Source organism: Clostridium drakei (assembly GCF_000633595.2).
GTDB lineage: Bacteria > Bacillota > Clostridia > Clostridiales > Clostridiaceae > Clostridium_AM > Clostridium_AM drakei.
On record NZ_JIBU02000066.1, the window covers coordinates 1 to 16,567 of the forward strand.

Here is a 16,567-nt window from a genome sequence, read left to right on the forward strand (position 1 = left end):
TAAAAAAATAGCAAACATGATACTTTTGGGAGCACTAGTAAAGGAAACAGGAATAGTTTCTATAGAAGCTTTATTAGATTCACTAAAGGCACATGGAAAAGAAAGGTTCTTTGAGTCAAATAAAAATGCTATTCAAAAGGGAATAGATTTTGTAAAATAGAAAAATCAGTTTATCACCCGGATTTATTCCGGGTGTTTTTTTAAGTATTGTTACTAATTATGAATTGTAATATAATATAACTTGGTTAATAAACAAATTTAAAATATTTAAAATACTATATTAAAGGTTAATAATAAAAAGAGAGGTATTGTTTATGCATAGAATGTTTGGAACTGATGGAGTTAGAGGAATAGCTAATAAAGAGTTAACAGCAGAATTAGCATATAAATTAGGAAAAGCAGGAGCAGTTGTATTAACAGAAGGAACGCACAAACCTAAAATACTTGTAGGAATGGATACAAGAATATCAGGAGACATGCTTGAAAGTGCTTTAGTTTCAGGAATACTTTCTGTAGGTGCAGAAGCTGTATGTGTAGGTATTATTCCAACTCCAGCAGTAGCACATTTAACAAGAAAATATGGAGCTGATGCAGGAGTTGTTATATCAGCATCACATAATCCTGTAGAATATAATGGTATAAAGTTTTTTAATTCACAAGGATATAAATTATCAGATGAATTAGAGGATAAAATTCAAAGTGTTATAGAAAATAATTTTGAAGGAGTACCATTACCAACTGGAGAAGATATAGGAAGAAAAATAGAAGAAGCTGGAGAAGCTGTTGGAGATTATATAGAATTTGCAAAATCAACTATAGATATAGATTTAAAGGGACTTAAAGTTGCATTGGATTGTGCAAATGGAGCATCATATATAACTTCAGTAAAAGCTTTTAAAGATCTTGGTGCACAGGTCTATGTTATAAACAATGATCCAGATGGAATAAATATAAATAAGAATTGTGGTTCAACTCATCCAGAAGAATTAATGGACTACGTTGTAAAAAAAGGTTGTGATTTAGGATTAGCCTTTGATGGAGATGCTGATAGATGCTTAGCTGTAGATGAAAAAGGAAATTTAATTAGCGGAGATTTTACAATGGCTATATTAGGTAAGCATCTGAAAAATAAAGGCAAGCTTGATAAAAATGTAGTTGTTGTTACTGTTATGAGCAATCTTGGATTAGATATAGCTTTAAAGAAAGAAAATATAAGTGCAGTTAAAACAAAAGTTGGAGATAGATATGTACTAGAAGAAATGGTTAAAAAAGGGTACAAATTAGGTGGAGAACAATCAGGACACATAATCATGACAGAGTATAACACTACTGGAGATGGATTGGTTACAGGTATCCAAATGGCTGCTGTAATTAAGGAAAGTGGAAAGACCCTATCGGAACTAGCATCTATGATGAAGGAATTACCACAAGTTTTAGCTAATGCTACAGTTCCAAACAGTAAGAAAAATATATATTTAGAGGATGCTGAAATAGTTGAAGAAATAAGAAAAATAGAAGCTAAATTAGATGGCTGTGGAAGAGTTTTAATAAGACCTTCAGGAACAGAACCATTAGTTAGAGTAATGCTTGAAGGTGAAGTTCAAAGTGAACTAGATGAAATGGCACATGGACTAGCAGCACTTATTGAGAAAAAAGCTAATAATTAATATAAACATACAAAAAGACATGGGAATATCCTGTGTCTTTTTTATATTTATATTAAAAATATACAAGAAAGTATTTTTTAGTGATAGAAAAGTATAAAAGGATTTGTATTAGTATATGAAAGCGCTTTTGGAATTGTTTTATATAAGATACACTAGGAAATAAAGGAAAAGTAGGTTAGTATATTTATTTCATATGTGTAATGCAATTTAGATGTAAAAATAATAATGAATAATTGGGAGGTAAAAATGCGAATAAATCAAGACAATTTTATTGAACAACTTAAAAATAAAAATTCAAAAGCTTTAGAATATGTTTTTGATAATTATTGTGATTACATATATAAAGTAGTATTTTCAGTATTTGGTTCTAATCAGTATTCAAGCTATATAGATGAATGTATTAATGATATATTCATGTGTGTTTGGAATAACATAGATAAGTTTCATGAAGAAAAGGGAAGTTTTAAATATTGGTTTAAGGCAGTGGCAAAATATAAAGCTATAAATTATAAAAAGAAAATTATTAAAGATACTAATGTGGATTGTATAGAACATTATATTTTTGAAGCAAAGGAGCAAGTGGAAAACTTAGTTGTATCAAAAGAAAACAAAGAAGAAGTTATTAAAGCTATAAAAGATTTAAATGAACCAGATAGAGAAATTTTTATAAGAAGATATTTAGTACAAGAAGATATAGTAGATATAGCAAATTGTCTTGGGATAAATAGAAGTGCAGTTGATAATAGACTTTCTAGAGGAAGAAAAGTTTTAAAGGAGAAGCTTGCATTTTTAAGAAAAGGAGGTTGTATAAATGAATAGAGATATATTTGATGAAAAAGACATGTTGAAATTATTCAATTATATAAACACCGATGAAGAACAAGATGATGTAAGCCTAAAAATGGATGATTTAAGAAAAAAGAAGTTAAGAAAGAATTTACTTACTCAGGTAAAAGGAGAAAATAAAATAAAAAAGTTTAAATATAAAGTGGCAGCAGCTGTAATAATAGCTATAATATCCATTGGTGCAGCTGTGCCTGCTATTGCTAAAAATATTCCAGCTTTAAATTCTATAGTTCAAATACTAAATGGTAGGGGAAGCGATCATGGACAATATGAGAAGTATTCTGAATTAGTAGATAAAAGCGTAACGGATAAAGGAATAACTTTAACTATAAATGAAGTACTGTGTGATGATAGTACCTTAATGATAGGGTATACCATGAAAAGTAAAGGGAATATAAAGGATCTTGTTAAAACAGGAAAGGAACTTATAGAGATACAAGGAAAAGATAGTAGCTTTGTACCATTTTCATTAATAGAGTTTGCCAAAATAGATGGAAAGCAAGCTGATAGTGGATCAGGTTCTGGTGGCAAATTTTTAGATGACCATACTTATATAAATTCAGAAACTATGAATATATCAAATAAAAATCTTCCAACAAATTTCAATGTAGATATAAATGTAAAAAAGATATATAGTTTACAAGGAAATTGGAGTTTTAAATTTAGTGTGTCAAAAGATGAAATAATTAAAAACACTAAGGTATTCAAGCCAAATACTAAAGTAAAATTCCAAGATGCTATTATTAATGTGCAAAAAGTAAGTTTTTCACCTATAAATACTTCTATAATTTTTGAAGGCAAGTATAATAAAGAAGAATATAAGGATGATAACAAGAGAAAAGAAGTCTTTAAGCAGGATATTATGATGGGGAATATGCTATATGATCAGTGGTTTGTTCTTGATGACAAAGGGGATGAAATTGTAACAAAAGGATCCTCTAGTAATGCTGTTGAAAATTCATCTTCTGCTGATTTTCGTTATGATTTAAAATTTGTTAGTTTAAAGAGTATTCCTAAATATTTAACAGTTATACCTTATAGAATTAATTATCCTAAGCCAGGAGAAGAAAAGAATATACCTCCAGTATATAAAAATATAGATGGAACTTATCCTATAGAACTCCCTCAGGGTAAAATGGGAAAGCTTATAGTCAAGGAAATAAAAACTGATAAGGATAAAACTATTGTTAGATATACAGCAGAAGGCCAAGCACCATTTCTTCAAGCTAAATTATTATATATTATGGATGAAAAAGATGAATGTGTTAAAGTAAAGGGTAATATTTTTGAGATAAAGAAAGATGAAAATAATCCCAATGATTACATTATGGAATTTGAACCGTTGAGTAAAAATATAAAATATAAAATAGGAACCAATACTAATGATGATATGGAAATAAGGAATGATTTGAAATTTAAAATAGAACTTAATAAATAATAAACATAAAAGTCTGTTTGTGTTTTCACACTAATGGGCTTTTGTTTTTTTATTTAAGAAAAATTAACAGGGTATAAAAAATAATTTTGTAAGTTATATTTTATTTATTGTTGAAAAAATACATAAATATTATAATTTTATTGTCAGAAAATCCATAGAACCTTCGTATTAATTTGTGAGAAGCTTCTTATAAGGAGGAAAAAAGTGAATATAGATGAAAGTAATTTTACAGAACAGATAAAAAAGAAAAATGGAAAAGCATTAGAATTTGTTGTAGATGAATATAGCAATTTGATTTTTAAGATAGTGAGGACTGTGCTTAATTCAAGTTTTCATGCTCAGCATGCAGAAGAATGTGTAAATGATGTGTTTTGGGCAGTGTGGAATAATATAGAAAGCTTTGACGTAGAAAAAGGAAATTTTAAATATTGGATTACTGCTATAGCAAAGTATAAAGCTATAGATTATAAAAGGAAACTTTTTAAGCATAGTACAGATGAATGTATAGATGACTATAATTTAAAAGATGAGCTTAATGTAGAAAATGCACTAATATCAAAAGAAAATAGAGAAGAAATTTTAACTGCTATAAATGGAATGAGACCTGAGGATAAAGAAATATTTATAAGAAGATATTTTTTATATGAAGGAATAGAAAATATAGCAAAAATATTTGGAGTAGATAGAAATTTAGTAGATAAAAGGCTTTCAAGAGGACGTAAATTTTTAAAAGAAAGGCTTATACCTTTGAAAGGAGATATATTGTAATGAATAATAAGGATTTTAATTTAGAGGAAAAAGATATATATAAATTATTTAATGAAATAAAGATGGAAGAAAGTGAATTTGACCAAATGGAAGAAGAAATACCTACTATTCAAAAAGAAAGGATAAAGAAAAATTTGAATAAAAAGATTAAAGAACAAAAGGGCTTTAAAAAACTGAAATATGGATCTATAGCAGCAGCTATAAGTTTAATAAGTATTGTAGGTATAGGTACAGCTTCACCTGCTTTTGCTGAAAATATTCCAGTATTGAGTTCTATAACACAAACACTTAATGATAAATTTGGGTTTCATGGAGAATATGAAAAGTATTCTCAAGTAGTAAATAAAAGTGTTACAGATAAAGATATAACTTTTACATTAAATGAAGTTTTAGCAGATGATTCAAAAGTGGTTATAGGATATACAATAAAAAGTGACAAAAAGATAAGTGGTGAAGAAGCGATGTTTGTATTGAGTTCAGTAAAGATAAATGGAAAAATGCCTAATGGATCACATGGTAGCTCAACTGGAAATTATATAGACGATTATACTTATGTAGGTACTGAAGAAATTCATACTAAAATACCTCAGGATTCTAATAAATTTAATGTTAACTTGAATGTTAGTAAAATAGGAAATGCAAAGGGTAAATGGAATTTTGCATTTAGTATATCAAAAGAAGAATTATTAAAGGATAGTACTGTATTTAAGCCAAATAAGAAAATAGATTTTCCAGATAGCAGTGCAGTAATTGACAAGGTGGTATTTTCACCAATAGATACATCCATTTTATTAAGTGGAAAATCAAAAACTAAAAGAAGTGGAGGACATGGATTGCTTGACTATGACTATTGGATTGCTTTTGATGATAAAGGAACAGAGATTACGCCAAAAGGACTTGGTGGAGGATCAGGAAACTTAAATGATGGAAACTTTAGTTGTGAAATGAATTATGTACGAATGAAAAGTGTTCCTAAATATTTAACTATTGTTCCTTGTAAAATTATTTCTTCTGGTGGTGGTGGAGTAAGTATGGATAAGGATGGTAAAGAAACATCTATGAAAGTGGAAACCAAAAAGCCTAAAGAAATAAGTAAAGTTATAGATGGAATATATCCAATAGAATTGCCTCAAGGCGAAATGGGAAAAGTTATAGTAAAAGAAATAAAAACAGAAAATAATAAAACTATAGTTAAGTATACAGCACAAGGTAAAGCACCGTATTTCCAAGCACAAGATCTTCTTATAAAAGATGATCAAGGAAAAGATATTAAAATTAAGGATTATAATATAAGGAAAGATGAAAATAATCCTAATGAATTTACAAAAGTATTTGAGGTATTAGATCCTAATAAAAAATATACAATATATACTAATGATTTTAGTAATGTTGATTTTGGAGAAAATTTAAAGTTTAAAATTGATCTTAATAAGTAAAAAAATTACAATAGAAATCCTTAGAATTTTAATAATTTCTGAGGGTTTTTATTGATTTAGTTTCAAGTTAACAAAAAATTTAGATGTTTGACTAATCTATTAAATGTATGATAATAAAAGTTAAATGGTGTTCTATTTTATATTTAATGTATAACGTTAATATGAAAAGTATAGCAATAAGTACTACTTAAAAATACATAAAGTATACTTGTAAAGGCTTTTTATATATATAATAAGCTAATAAATGGTGATTTTGAGTAAATCATTTAAGTTGACAAAAAATGTAGTTATAAATATAATAAATTGACAGCGTGATTATGCTTTATATTAAAGTAACAATGGAGAGGAGATGAGAATAGAATATAAAAAAACAAGTTAATTTAAAGCGCCAGGACTTGAGTGAAAGAATGGAACTAAGGAAACTTAGATTATGCAGAGTAAGTTCGACTAACCAAATTTACTTTTGTTGTAGATTATGGTGAATGGAAAATGGCTTATGAGGTTGTAGGGGGTTTCTTTTTTAAAGGAAACTCAGCCTTTACGGCTGAGTAAGTTCCACCAACCAAATCGTAGATTTGGGGTGTCACTTAAGTTGACGAGGATGGGGAGTATCGAATCTTCGGCGGGTGCCCCACGGTAACGCACTACCGTTAGCGATTAATAAAATCAGGAAGTGATTTCTGACACAATATTAATCTGGTGTTAAAACCTTTATTTTAATACAATCTAGGGTGAATTTTAAATTTGCCATAGGTCTATTAAGCTTTGTTTATTTTAAAGTGATAAGTTTTAGTAGGCTTTGGGATTGTGAAAAAAATTATTTGATTTAAGAAAGGAAGATTTTTATGTGCGGAATAGTTGGTTTTATAGGAAAAAAGGATGCATCATCAGTTTTAATTGAAGGATTAAGTAAATTAGAATATAGAGGATATGACTCAGCAGGAGTAGCTATATTTGATGAGGAAAGAATAAATGTTACAAAATGTAAAGGAAGACTTATAAATCTTGAAAATAAATTAAAAGAAGAACCTTTAAAAGGATCATTAGGAATAGGACATACAAGATGGGCCACTCATGGTGAACCATCAGATTTAAATGCACATCCTCACAGTAATGAAGATGAAACAATAAGTGTTGTTCATAATGGAATAATAGAGAACTATATGCACTTAAGAGAATGGTTAATTTCAAAAGGATATAAATTTGTATCAGAAACAGATACAGAAGTTATACCTAATTTAATAGATTATTTTTACAATGGTGATTTAGTAGATGCGGTTATGAAGGCTGTAGCTAAAATGGAAGGAAGCTATGCTATAGGTGTAATATGTGCAAAGGAACCAGATAAGCTTGTAGCAGTAAGAAAAGACAGTCCATTAATAGTAGGACTTGGTAAGGGAGAATTCTTTATAGCATCAGATATACCAGCTATATTAAATCATACTAGAGATATTTATCTTCTAAATGATAAAGAGTTTGTAGTTATGACTCAAGATGGAGTAAAACTTTTATCACAAGAAGGAGAAGAAATAAAGAGAGATATATATCATGTAACTTGGAATGCTGACGCTGCTGAAAAGGGTGGATTTGAACACTTTATGATAAAGGAAATTCACGAACAGCCAAAGGCTATAAAAGATACTATGACATCAAGAGTTATGCCAGGAAAACCAATAACCCTTGATAAAATAACAATAACAAAAGAGCAAATAGAAAATATAGACAAAGTATATATAGTAGCTTGTGGAACTGCTTATCATGCAGGAATTGTAGGTAAATATGTAATAGAAAAATTAGCAAGAATACCTGTAGAAGTAGAAGTTGCCTCTGAATTTAGATATAGAGATCCAATAATAAATGAAAGAACTTTAATGATTGTGGTAAGTCAATCAGGAGAAACAGCAGATACTTTAGCAGCACTTAGAGAAGCTAAAGCTAATGGAGCTCGAGTAATAGCTGTAACTAATGTTGTTGGAAGCTCAGTATCAAGAGAAGCAGATGATGTATTATATACATGGGCAGGACCAGAAATTGCAGTCGCTTCAACAAAAGCATATGTAACTCAGCTTATAGCAATGTATATTATAGCTTTATTCTTTGCTGAAAATAAGAAAACATTAAAACAATCAGAAATAGAAGAAATAAAGAAAGCAATGTTAATACTACCAGAAAAGGCAAAGGAAGTATTAGAAAATAAAGAAACTATACAAAAATTTGCTTCAAAAACTTATATGCATAAGGATATGTTCTTCTTAGGAAGAGGTCTTGATTATGCAGTAGCTATGGAAGGTTCATTAAAGCTTAAAGAAATATCGTATATTCACTCTGAAGCTTATGCAGGTGGAGAATTAAAACATGGTCCTATAGCTTTGATAGAAAAAGGAACTATAGTAATAGCAGGAGCTACTCAAGAAAACTTATATGATAAAATGGTAAGTAATATTAAAGAAGTTAAAACTAGAGGCGCTAATGTTTTAGGTATTGCATTTGAAGGACATACAGAAATAGAAAAAACTGTAGATTCAGTATTATATATACCAGAAGTAAAAGATATATTAGCACCAGTAATATCTGTAATTCCATTACAATTACTATCTTATTATATGGCAATACAAAAAGGCTGTGATGTTGATAAGCCACGTAATTTAGCAAAAAGCGTTACGGTAGAATAGAGATAATTACTAAATTTACTGTGATGAAGTTTTATAAAAAAGTTGAATCAAAATCTTTGTTATGGATATGCTATATTTTTTAATATATAGTATAAATAGATTTTAATTGAATATAGGAATGTAATAAACTGTACATTCTCAGTTATAGTGAGAGTGTGCAGTTTTTCATTTATATATAAATTAAAAGTACTCCGTTCCAATAAGAATAGGTATACTTTTTCTAATAATTTATATGAAATAAATTAAATCCAATGAATCTAAAACAAGTTATTGACTCTCGAGTTGCTCAAGGTTTTATCATGAGTATAACACCAAATATAAATGTTAGCTATGATGAGATTTTTTTAATTTAATAAATTTAAATCATCAAAAAACCTTATTGCAACAATAAGGTTTAAAATTTTAAGTTGAAGTAAATACTATTTTGAGATAAACTAATATTTGATGTTATGATTTATATAAGGGGTTACTATAATGAAAAAATACTATACCATTGGAGAAACAGCGAAACTACTTGGTGTTACTGCACAAACGTTACGTCATTATGAAAAAATAGGAATTCTTGAGCCTAGTTATATATGTGATGAAAACGGATACAGATATTACGAATTCAATCAATTTCATATAATTGATCGTATAAAATATCTACAATATTTAGGCTTATCATTAGTTGAGATTGGCAATATAATAAAAAAAGGAACAGTGGAAGGCCTGCTGCCAGCATTGGAACAACAGTGGCAGACTGCTAATCAAGAGTTAGAAACCATTCGTGCAAGGATTAAAGATATAGAATGGTATATTGATTACTTTACTTATTTGAGTAAAATGGATGTATCAAAGGTGTTGTATCGTATGCACATGGAAACAAGACATTTAATTTATGTACCTTGTTATGATTATGATGAATTGGCAGATATGGAAATTAGGATAGCTAAAGTACGCAGTCGGCCTGAACTTCATCAATTGTCTTATAGACGTCAATATGGATATGAATTAACAACTTCAGGTTTGTTTCAGAGCAAGTTTCAACCTAAAACATACTTTATTTATATTAAGGATAGACCCAAGTTTTTTACACCTTTTTATAAGGAACTTCCAGCAGGAGAGTATTTATGTTTTCGTACTAAGTTATTGCATGAAAAGTGGGATACTACAATTTTAAAAAAGTACTTTAATTCTATTTCTAAGCCATCTACCATTGTTGCATTGGAATTTGAGGACAATTTAGTTGAGTACATGAATACGGATTATGAAGTTCAAATTTTGATAGAATAGGCTGTTTTTTAAGTTTAGTGGCATTTTAATAGTTATAAAATTAACAGGAGATATTGTATTCTGTACAGAAATACATATCTTCTGTTGTTTTTATGATTATTTATCTTTAGTGTGTTTTAAAATTATTCTTGACATGTATCTTAGGATAAGGTTTACACTTACAAATATAGAATGTGATAAGGTTTACACTTACAGATAAACAATCCACTAAATTTATTGTGGAGAAAATAGGGAGGAAATATTTATGAATTCTAATGAGTTGACTAGAGAGACTAATATTTTATATGCAGGAAGTGAGTCTAAGCTTCCAATTGAACGTCCAGAAACACCGCCTATTTATCATTCAACAGCAAATATTATTTCTGATATGGATGATTATGATTTTGCTAGTACTGGCGGAAAATATTACTATTGTAGAACTGCAAACCCAAATAGAGATGGTGTTGCTGAAGCTATATCATATTTAGAAAGTGGAGAACAATCACTTGTTTGCTCTTCAGGTATGGCAGCTATTTCTACTACAATCTTATCTCTTGTTAAAGCAGGTGACCATATAGTTGCTAGCCGTTCTATTTATGGAGAAACAATTGAATTATTTGAAAATATATTAAAAAAATTTGGTGTTGAGGTTGCATATGCTGATCTTACTAATATAGATAGTTTTCGTGCAGCTTTGAAACCTAATACAAAGATGGTATATACAGAAATTATTGCTAATCCACTTATTGAGGTAGTAGATATCGAAGCTTTATCTGAAGCAGCTCACAGCGCAGGAGCATTAGTAGTTGTTGACAGCACATTTACTACACCGTTTGCAATTCGTCCACTAGAACATGGAGCAGATATTGTTATTCACAGCTTAACAAAATATTTTGGAGGACATAGTGATATTACAGCTGGCTCAATTACTGCATCAAATGAATTAATGAAGAAAATATATTCAGATTACTTGCTTTTTGGAGGATGTTTAGATCCTAATAGTTCATGGTTAATGCTTCGTAGTATAAGAACTATGGAAATGCGTGTAACTAAGCAATTTGAGAATGCTAGAAAGATTGCTGAAGCTTTGCAAGCAGACCCTCATGTACGTTATGTAAATTATCCAACTTTATCTAACCACCCTCAGCATGAATTAGCAGCAAAACTTATGCCAAATGGTTGTGGTGCTATGCTTAGTTTCCGTGTAGAAGATGATAGAGATAAGGTGAACGCATTTATGCATAAGTTGAAGTTAGTAAAATATCTTGGAACATTAGGTGGATATCGTACATCTATAGCTCATCCAGCTACTGCATTCCGTAACGAGTTTACACCACAACAGCTTAAAGATATGGGAATGGAAGAAGGACTTATCCGTATTTCTACTGGTGCAGAAGCCATTGAAGATTTAATTGCTGATTTTAAACAAGCGTTAACAGTCTTTGAGAATGTTTAATTTGTAAGGAGGAGCTACAATTATGTTTAAAAAGATTAATTTACCAATAGCATTACTTGCTGTAGGATTATTAATTGCAATGGTTATTCCTATGATATTATTCCCAGATGGAAGTGCTGCTGTAATTAGCAATTTTTATTCTGCTATGACATTGAATTTTCCTTGGTTATTTTTGATAATTGCATTTTTAAGTGCAGTATTTGCAGTATTTATTATGTTTTCAAAGTATGGAGATATTCGTTTAGGAGGTCCTGAAGCAAAGCCACATTATAACCTTTTTACATGGATATCCATGAATATGTGTTCTGCAGCGGGAGCCGGAATTTTGATTTTTGGAATGGTAGAGTGGATGTATTATGTTAAAACTCCACCATTTGGTGTTAAGCCTATGTCAGTACAAGCTTATGAATATGCATCTGCTTATGGAATGTTTCATTGGGGCTTTTCAGCTTGGGCTATTTATTTGCCTGTTTCACTAGCATTAGGTTACATTTATTGGAATAAAAAAATGGATTCTTTGAATTTATCTGATCTTTGTAAAAATGTTTTGAAAGGTGACAGCCTGTTAGTTAAAATTACACGTATTTGCATAGATGGCGTTGTTGCATTTGGTTACATTGGAGGTTTGGTTTGTACAATAGGTTTAGGAACTTCTATATTAGCTGAATTAGCGGGGCATTTGTTAAATGTTCAAGTTACTTTTGGATTGCGTATAAGTGTTATTTTAGTATTTTGCGTATTTTTTATACTATCTACATCTAAAAGTATTGCTAAGGGAGTTGGAATTATAAGTGGTTTCAATGTTAAATTAGCTATTGCATTCTTTGTTTTTGTTTTCTTAGTAGGACCTAAATCATTTATTTTAAATAATTTTACTATGGCTATTGGAACAAATATTCGTGAATTTGTTCATATGAGTTTTAATACTGATTCTATTGCGAAAACTGGATTTGTTCAACAGTGGACAATCTTTTATTGGGCTTGGTATGTTGGATGTACTATTTCTGATGGATTGTGGTTAGCACGTGTTTCTTATGGACGTACATTCCGTGAAATTGCTGTGGTAAGATGCATTTGGACATCACTAGCTTGCTGGGTGGCATTTGCTGTACTTGGAAACTATGGAATGAGTTTAGAGTTATCAGGAAAGTTAAATTTATCTCAAATGGTTATTGATAGTGGTAACAATGCAGCAGTATTGGCTGTTCTCAAAACATTACCTTTATCTGGTGTAGCAATTGCTGTGTATATGGCAGTAGTATTTATTACTTTAGCATGCGGTGCTACAGCGGCTTCTACAGTTGTATCAATGCTTACTTCTAAAAATCTTAAAAATGATGAAGAACCTAATAAATGGTATAAAGTATTCTGGGCATTCCTTGTGTTACTTTTACCAGTTAGCATTTTATTCCTTGAACATATGGTGCCTGGACTAAATGTTTTAAAAACAATACAATCTGTTACATCAGTTTTTGCTATTCCGATGTTGGTTGTTATAACATTGCTTCTTGTATCTTTCTACAAGATACTAAAGAAAGATATTGAAAGTAAAGATATTCCTGTAGACAAGAATAAGTTGTTTAAGTGGAATCAATAACTAAGTAAAAGAAATGCTATTATATAGCTTTGCTGCATAATGGCATTTCTTTTATTATTTCATATATTTCGTTCCAGTTTAAAGCTCTAACTATATTTTTGTTTAAAGGTTTCCTATTATAATTGGTATCTATGAGTAATACTTTAAAACCATTTTCTGATAGCTGCAAAGCATTTTCATAGCAATCTTCTATAAATATGTCACATTTAAGTTTTCGAGCCATATCCACTTTGTAATGAGTACCTAGAACAAAAACATCATCATAAGGAATTTCATTGTTGTTTAAGTAAGAATAAGTGAGAAGCTTTAGGTCCTTATCTCTGGCAGTAACAAAATATATATTATTAAGCTTTATCAACTCTTCTATTACTTCTTTAGCATCTTTTCTTAAGCTTACATTATCATTATGCATTTTGAACTTGTTCTTTTTATAAAAATCATAATACTCATCTCTAGTCACACCCATAACTATATCAACTTTATATTCTGTTACTTTATCAATAGTTATATTTTTATTAAAGTATTTATTGGCAATATCTAGCCAAAAGTAAGGATCAGTAATTGTACCATCAATATCAATACATATATTAAGATTTTTCAAATTTAACACCAACCTTTAATTTTATTTTTTATTAATTCCTTTTTGTGTAACAGAGTTAATTATGGCAGTTTGGTAATTTCTCGATATATCATCAGGAGTTTGTTCTAAGTTAATGAGGGCAATAGGTTTGATAGGAATATTAATTTGTTGTTTCGAATTGTAATTAGAGTTAATCAATGTGTTAGAGAATGTGCTTATAAATAAGCTTAGCATTAAAATCATACTAAAAATTAGAAATTGCTGTTTGTCATAATCAAACATTTTTAATTCACCTTTCCTTTTTAAAATTACGGATAATAAGATGATTTTTAGTCAATTTCATAAGTTTTGTTGTAATTTATATTAGATAAAAAACTAAGAAGGAAGATAGAGTCCCTAAAATTGCACCAGCAAATACATCTGAAGGATAATGTACTCCTAAATAAATTCTGGATATACCAACAAGAGAAGCTAATAATATAAGTAAAAAGGCTATAGATGGACAAAATAATGAAATCATAACACAAATAGTAAAAGCTGCTGTTGTATGTCCTGAAGGAAAAGAATATTCATCTATTCCAATCTTTTTTATATTTAGGTTATTTACTATTAAAAATGGTCTAATTCTACTTACGCTTTTCTTAAATATTTGAGAAACAATGGTACTTAATATTAGTGAAATTGTACATTTCACTCCAACCATATGGATAAAATAATTTGGATTTAATTCTGTAAATAAACAAAATGTGATTAATGAAAAGTTAGATGCTAAACGAGTGACTAATGGCATAATAATATCCAAACATTTGCATTTTAGTGATATATTAATTGTTTTAAGCAGAAATGTATCACTGTGCTGTATATGGTTTAGTATCTTCATAGGATCTTCTCCCCCCTTTATATAGATTATATATATTTATCTTTAAGAACGTTTTAAAATATTGTTAAGTAAACTTTAAAAATAATAATATAAATTTATAAAGCATCTATAATATAAAAATTTGCACATAAAAAAGCACACTTTCCAATATTTGATATTGGAAATGTACTTCATAGTAAAGCACTAATTTATATTTAAAATTATCATTAATAACATTTCACGCATACTGGAAACCCATATACTTTTGAAAATAAATCAGATTTTTTCTTAACCTTTTTTAATACATATTCAGATCCTTCGCCTGCAATTTTAATTTTTAGAGCTTCATTTTTAAATTTAATTTGTTTTAATGATATATTTAGATTATGAGGATGATCTAAAGCATCTGCAATTCGTAATAGAGCTAATAATTTTAGTCCATTTGGGGAAAATTCTATAGAACTATCTATAAAGTTTCCGTGACTACTTGCTATTGCTGCAAGAAGAAAACGAGTTTTATCAGGAAGCTTATCCAAAATAGGTTCTTCTAATATAATGTATTTTGTATGTTTATGGTGGTTCTCCTTATGAATAAAATATCCTACATCATGAAGTAAAGCGCTATATTTCAAAAAGTTTCTATCACCTAATGAGAATTCATTATATTGATTTATGAAATTAAATAATGATATAGAATATGATGCTACTTTTTTTTCGTGTAATGCAGTGTTATGAATATCATATTTTTTTATAATTTTAAGAACTTCATTTTCAGTTAGATAGCTGTGAACATTTAACATATAGTTCTCCTAACACAATAAATTTATCCTAATTATATGAAGCTATCAGGAGAAATATGTAATGTTTTTATTGAATAATTAATTTTTTGCCAGTGATTTTTTCAAAGGCTGGAGCACAATCTAGACATTGACTTATTTCTAAAGGAGAGTCAGCTTTAGATTCAATACTTATAGTTACAGTAATATATTCTATACTACAGAATATATTGATTATGTTGCTATTTGCACCACTGTCTAAGTTTTCACAAATTCGTAGGAGTATTGCTAGCTTTTGTATAATTTCTAGATCTCTTTCGGTTATGATTTTTTCGTATTTGTTTAAATCTATTTTAAAATCATTTTTTCTATGAAGAGCTGCTATATATGCAGCCATTAACTGTTCTTTATGTGATAAACCATTTATTTTGGAATTTGCAATTATGTAAAAAGAATGAGCATGATGATCATAATAGCTTATTCGTATTCCAGAATCATGAAGAAGAGCAGCAGTTTTCAAAATTTTATTGTAATCATCATCTATATTTAGTATTGACTTAAGGTCATTATATAAAGATTGTGTAAGTTTCCACACTTGCTTGGCATGATTTATATCCATTTCATAATTTAGCATATGGTTATTTATTGAAAAATCTAGAACAGAATTCAATGGTGTATTATTTTGTAAAATGTATTCATAAATAATTCCCTCTCTAAGACCACAGCCACTTACATAGAGGTCCCTTAATTCTAAAAATTCAAATAAAGTAACTACAGCACCTGCAGCACCTAGAAATATATCTGCTCTTTCTTTTGATAATCCTTTTATTTTTTTACGCTCCCCAGAATCTTTTACTTTTGTCATGTTGTATATTTCAAATACTTCATCTATAGAGATTTGATAATTATGGAGATTATCTATAGGATAATTATTCTTTTTTCGACTTATCTTTGCTATATTTCTAATTGTTCCTCCGATACCGATTATAGGAACGTTTTTTATTTCTTTTAACCAAGGTCACTAGTGTTTAATTAATGGATTGAAAATCCTATTGACAAAATTTCTATGTAATAAGTATCCATTTAAACCATCAATATATAAATGAAAATAGTCAGCAACCTTGCTTTAATATAATTACCACTAAAAATAAAAAAGCGAAAGGGGTGCTGACTATCTATGGATAATTATATCACTATTTTTGAAAAATTATTAGATAT

14 protein-coding genes are annotated in these 16,567 nt (G+C 29.0%); 10 read left to right on the top strand and 4 right to left on the bottom strand.

The window, feature by feature from the left end; translation table 11 throughout:
• Positions 1-16 precede the first annotated feature (16 nt).
• The 10 genes from EG57_RS0223305 to EG57_RS0223350 all read left to right on the top strand — a co-directional run bounded on the left by EG57_RS0223305 (position 17) and on the right by EG57_RS0223350 (position 13,134).
• Positions 17-160 (top strand): 2-oxoacid:acceptor oxidoreductase family protein, encoded by a 144-nt coding sequence (locus EG57_RS0223305; RefSeq protein ID WP_084572314.1) that lies wholly within the window; start codon positions 17-19, stop codon positions 158-160.
• 154 nt (positions 161-314) lie between these two features.
• Positions 315-1,667: a phosphoglucosamine mutase gene (gene glmM, locus EG57_RS0223310; RefSeq protein ID WP_032079487.1), complete on the top strand. Its 1,353-nt coding sequence runs from the start codon at positions 315-317 to the stop codon at positions 1,665-1,667.
• A gap of 246 nt (positions 1,668-1,913) precedes the next feature.
• Positions 1,914-2,486: a sigma-70 family RNA polymerase sigma factor gene (locus EG57_RS0223315; RefSeq protein ID WP_032079488.1), complete on the top strand. Its 573-nt coding sequence runs from the start codon at positions 1,914-1,916 to the stop codon at positions 2,484-2,486.
• A complete protein-coding gene (locus tag EG57_RS0223320; RefSeq protein WP_032079489.1) occupies positions 2,479-3,951 on the top strand; it encodes a DUF4179 domain-containing protein in 1,473 nt (490 codons plus the stop codon). The genes EG57_RS0223315 and EG57_RS0223320 overlap by 8 nt, the downstream gene beginning before the upstream one ends.
• Before the next feature lie 204 nt (positions 3,952-4,155).
• Positions 4,156-4,719: a sigma-70 family RNA polymerase sigma factor gene (locus EG57_RS0223325; protein ID WP_032079490.1), complete on the top strand. Its 564-nt coding sequence runs from the start codon at positions 4,156-4,158 to the stop codon at positions 4,717-4,719.
• Entirely contained in the window at positions 4,719-6,155 is a 1,437-nt protein-coding gene (locus EG57_RS0223330; RefSeq protein WP_032079491.1) for a DUF4179 domain-containing protein, read from the top strand. The genes EG57_RS0223325 and EG57_RS0223330 overlap by 1 nt, the downstream gene beginning before the upstream one ends.
• Positions 6,156-7,000: 845 nt before the next feature.
• Positions 7,001-8,827, top strand: coding sequence for a glutamine--fructose-6-phosphate transaminase (isomerizing) (gene glmS, locus EG57_RS0223335; RefSeq protein WP_032079492.1), 1,827 nt, complete (start codon positions 7,001-7,003; stop codon positions 8,825-8,827).
• Between the two features lie 474 nt (positions 8,828-9,301).
• Positions 9,302-10,102 carry a MerR family transcriptional regulator gene (locus EG57_RS0223340; protein WP_032079493.1) on the top strand — a complete coding sequence of 267 codons (801 nt, stop codon included), beginning with the start codon at positions 9,302-9,304 and terminating at the stop codon, positions 10,100-10,102.
• A 244-nt stretch (positions 10,103-10,346) separates the two neighbouring features.
• Positions 10,347-11,537, top strand: a complete 1,191-nt coding sequence (locus EG57_RS0223345) for a trans-sulfuration enzyme family protein (protein WP_032079494.1) — start codon at positions 10,347-10,349, stop codon at positions 11,535-11,537.
• 22 nt (positions 11,538-11,559) lie between these two features.
• Complete coding sequence (locus EG57_RS0223350) at positions 11,560-13,134, top strand: BCCT family transporter (RefSeq protein ID WP_032079495.1); 1,575 nt, start codon at positions 11,560-11,562, stop codon at positions 13,132-13,134.
• A 19-nt stretch (positions 13,135-13,153) separates the two neighbouring features.
• On the opposite strand, the gene EG57_RS0223355 is transcribed toward EG57_RS0223350, so the two are convergent.
• From EG57_RS0223355 to EG57_RS0223375, 4 genes are all read right to left on the bottom strand, one after another.
• The gene (locus EG57_RS0223355; protein ID WP_032079496.1) at positions 13,154-13,735 is read right to left on the bottom strand and encodes a 5' nucleotidase, NT5C type; all 582 of its coding nucleotides are present in this window, start codon (positions 13,733-13,735) and stop codon (positions 13,154-13,156) included.
• A 337-nt stretch (positions 13,736-14,072) separates the two neighbouring features.
• Positions 14,073-14,594 carry a phosphatase PAP2 family protein gene (locus EG57_RS0223365; RefSeq protein ID WP_032079498.1) on the bottom strand — a complete coding sequence of 174 codons (522 nt, stop codon included), beginning with the start codon at positions 14,592-14,594 and terminating at the stop codon, positions 14,073-14,075.
• A 206-nt stretch (positions 14,595-14,800) separates the two neighbouring features.
• The gene (locus EG57_RS0223370; protein WP_032079499.1) at positions 14,801-15,373 is read right to left on the bottom strand and encodes an HD domain-containing protein; all 573 of its coding nucleotides are present in this window, start codon (positions 15,371-15,373) and stop codon (positions 14,801-14,803) included.
• Positions 15,374-15,440: 67 nt separating this feature from the next.
• Positions 15,441-16,352 carry a Ppx/GppA phosphatase family protein gene (locus EG57_RS0223375; protein WP_084572313.1) on the bottom strand — a complete coding sequence of 304 codons (912 nt, stop codon included), beginning with the start codon at positions 16,350-16,352 and terminating at the stop codon, positions 15,441-15,443.
• Positions 16,353-16,567 lie beyond the last annotated feature (215 nt).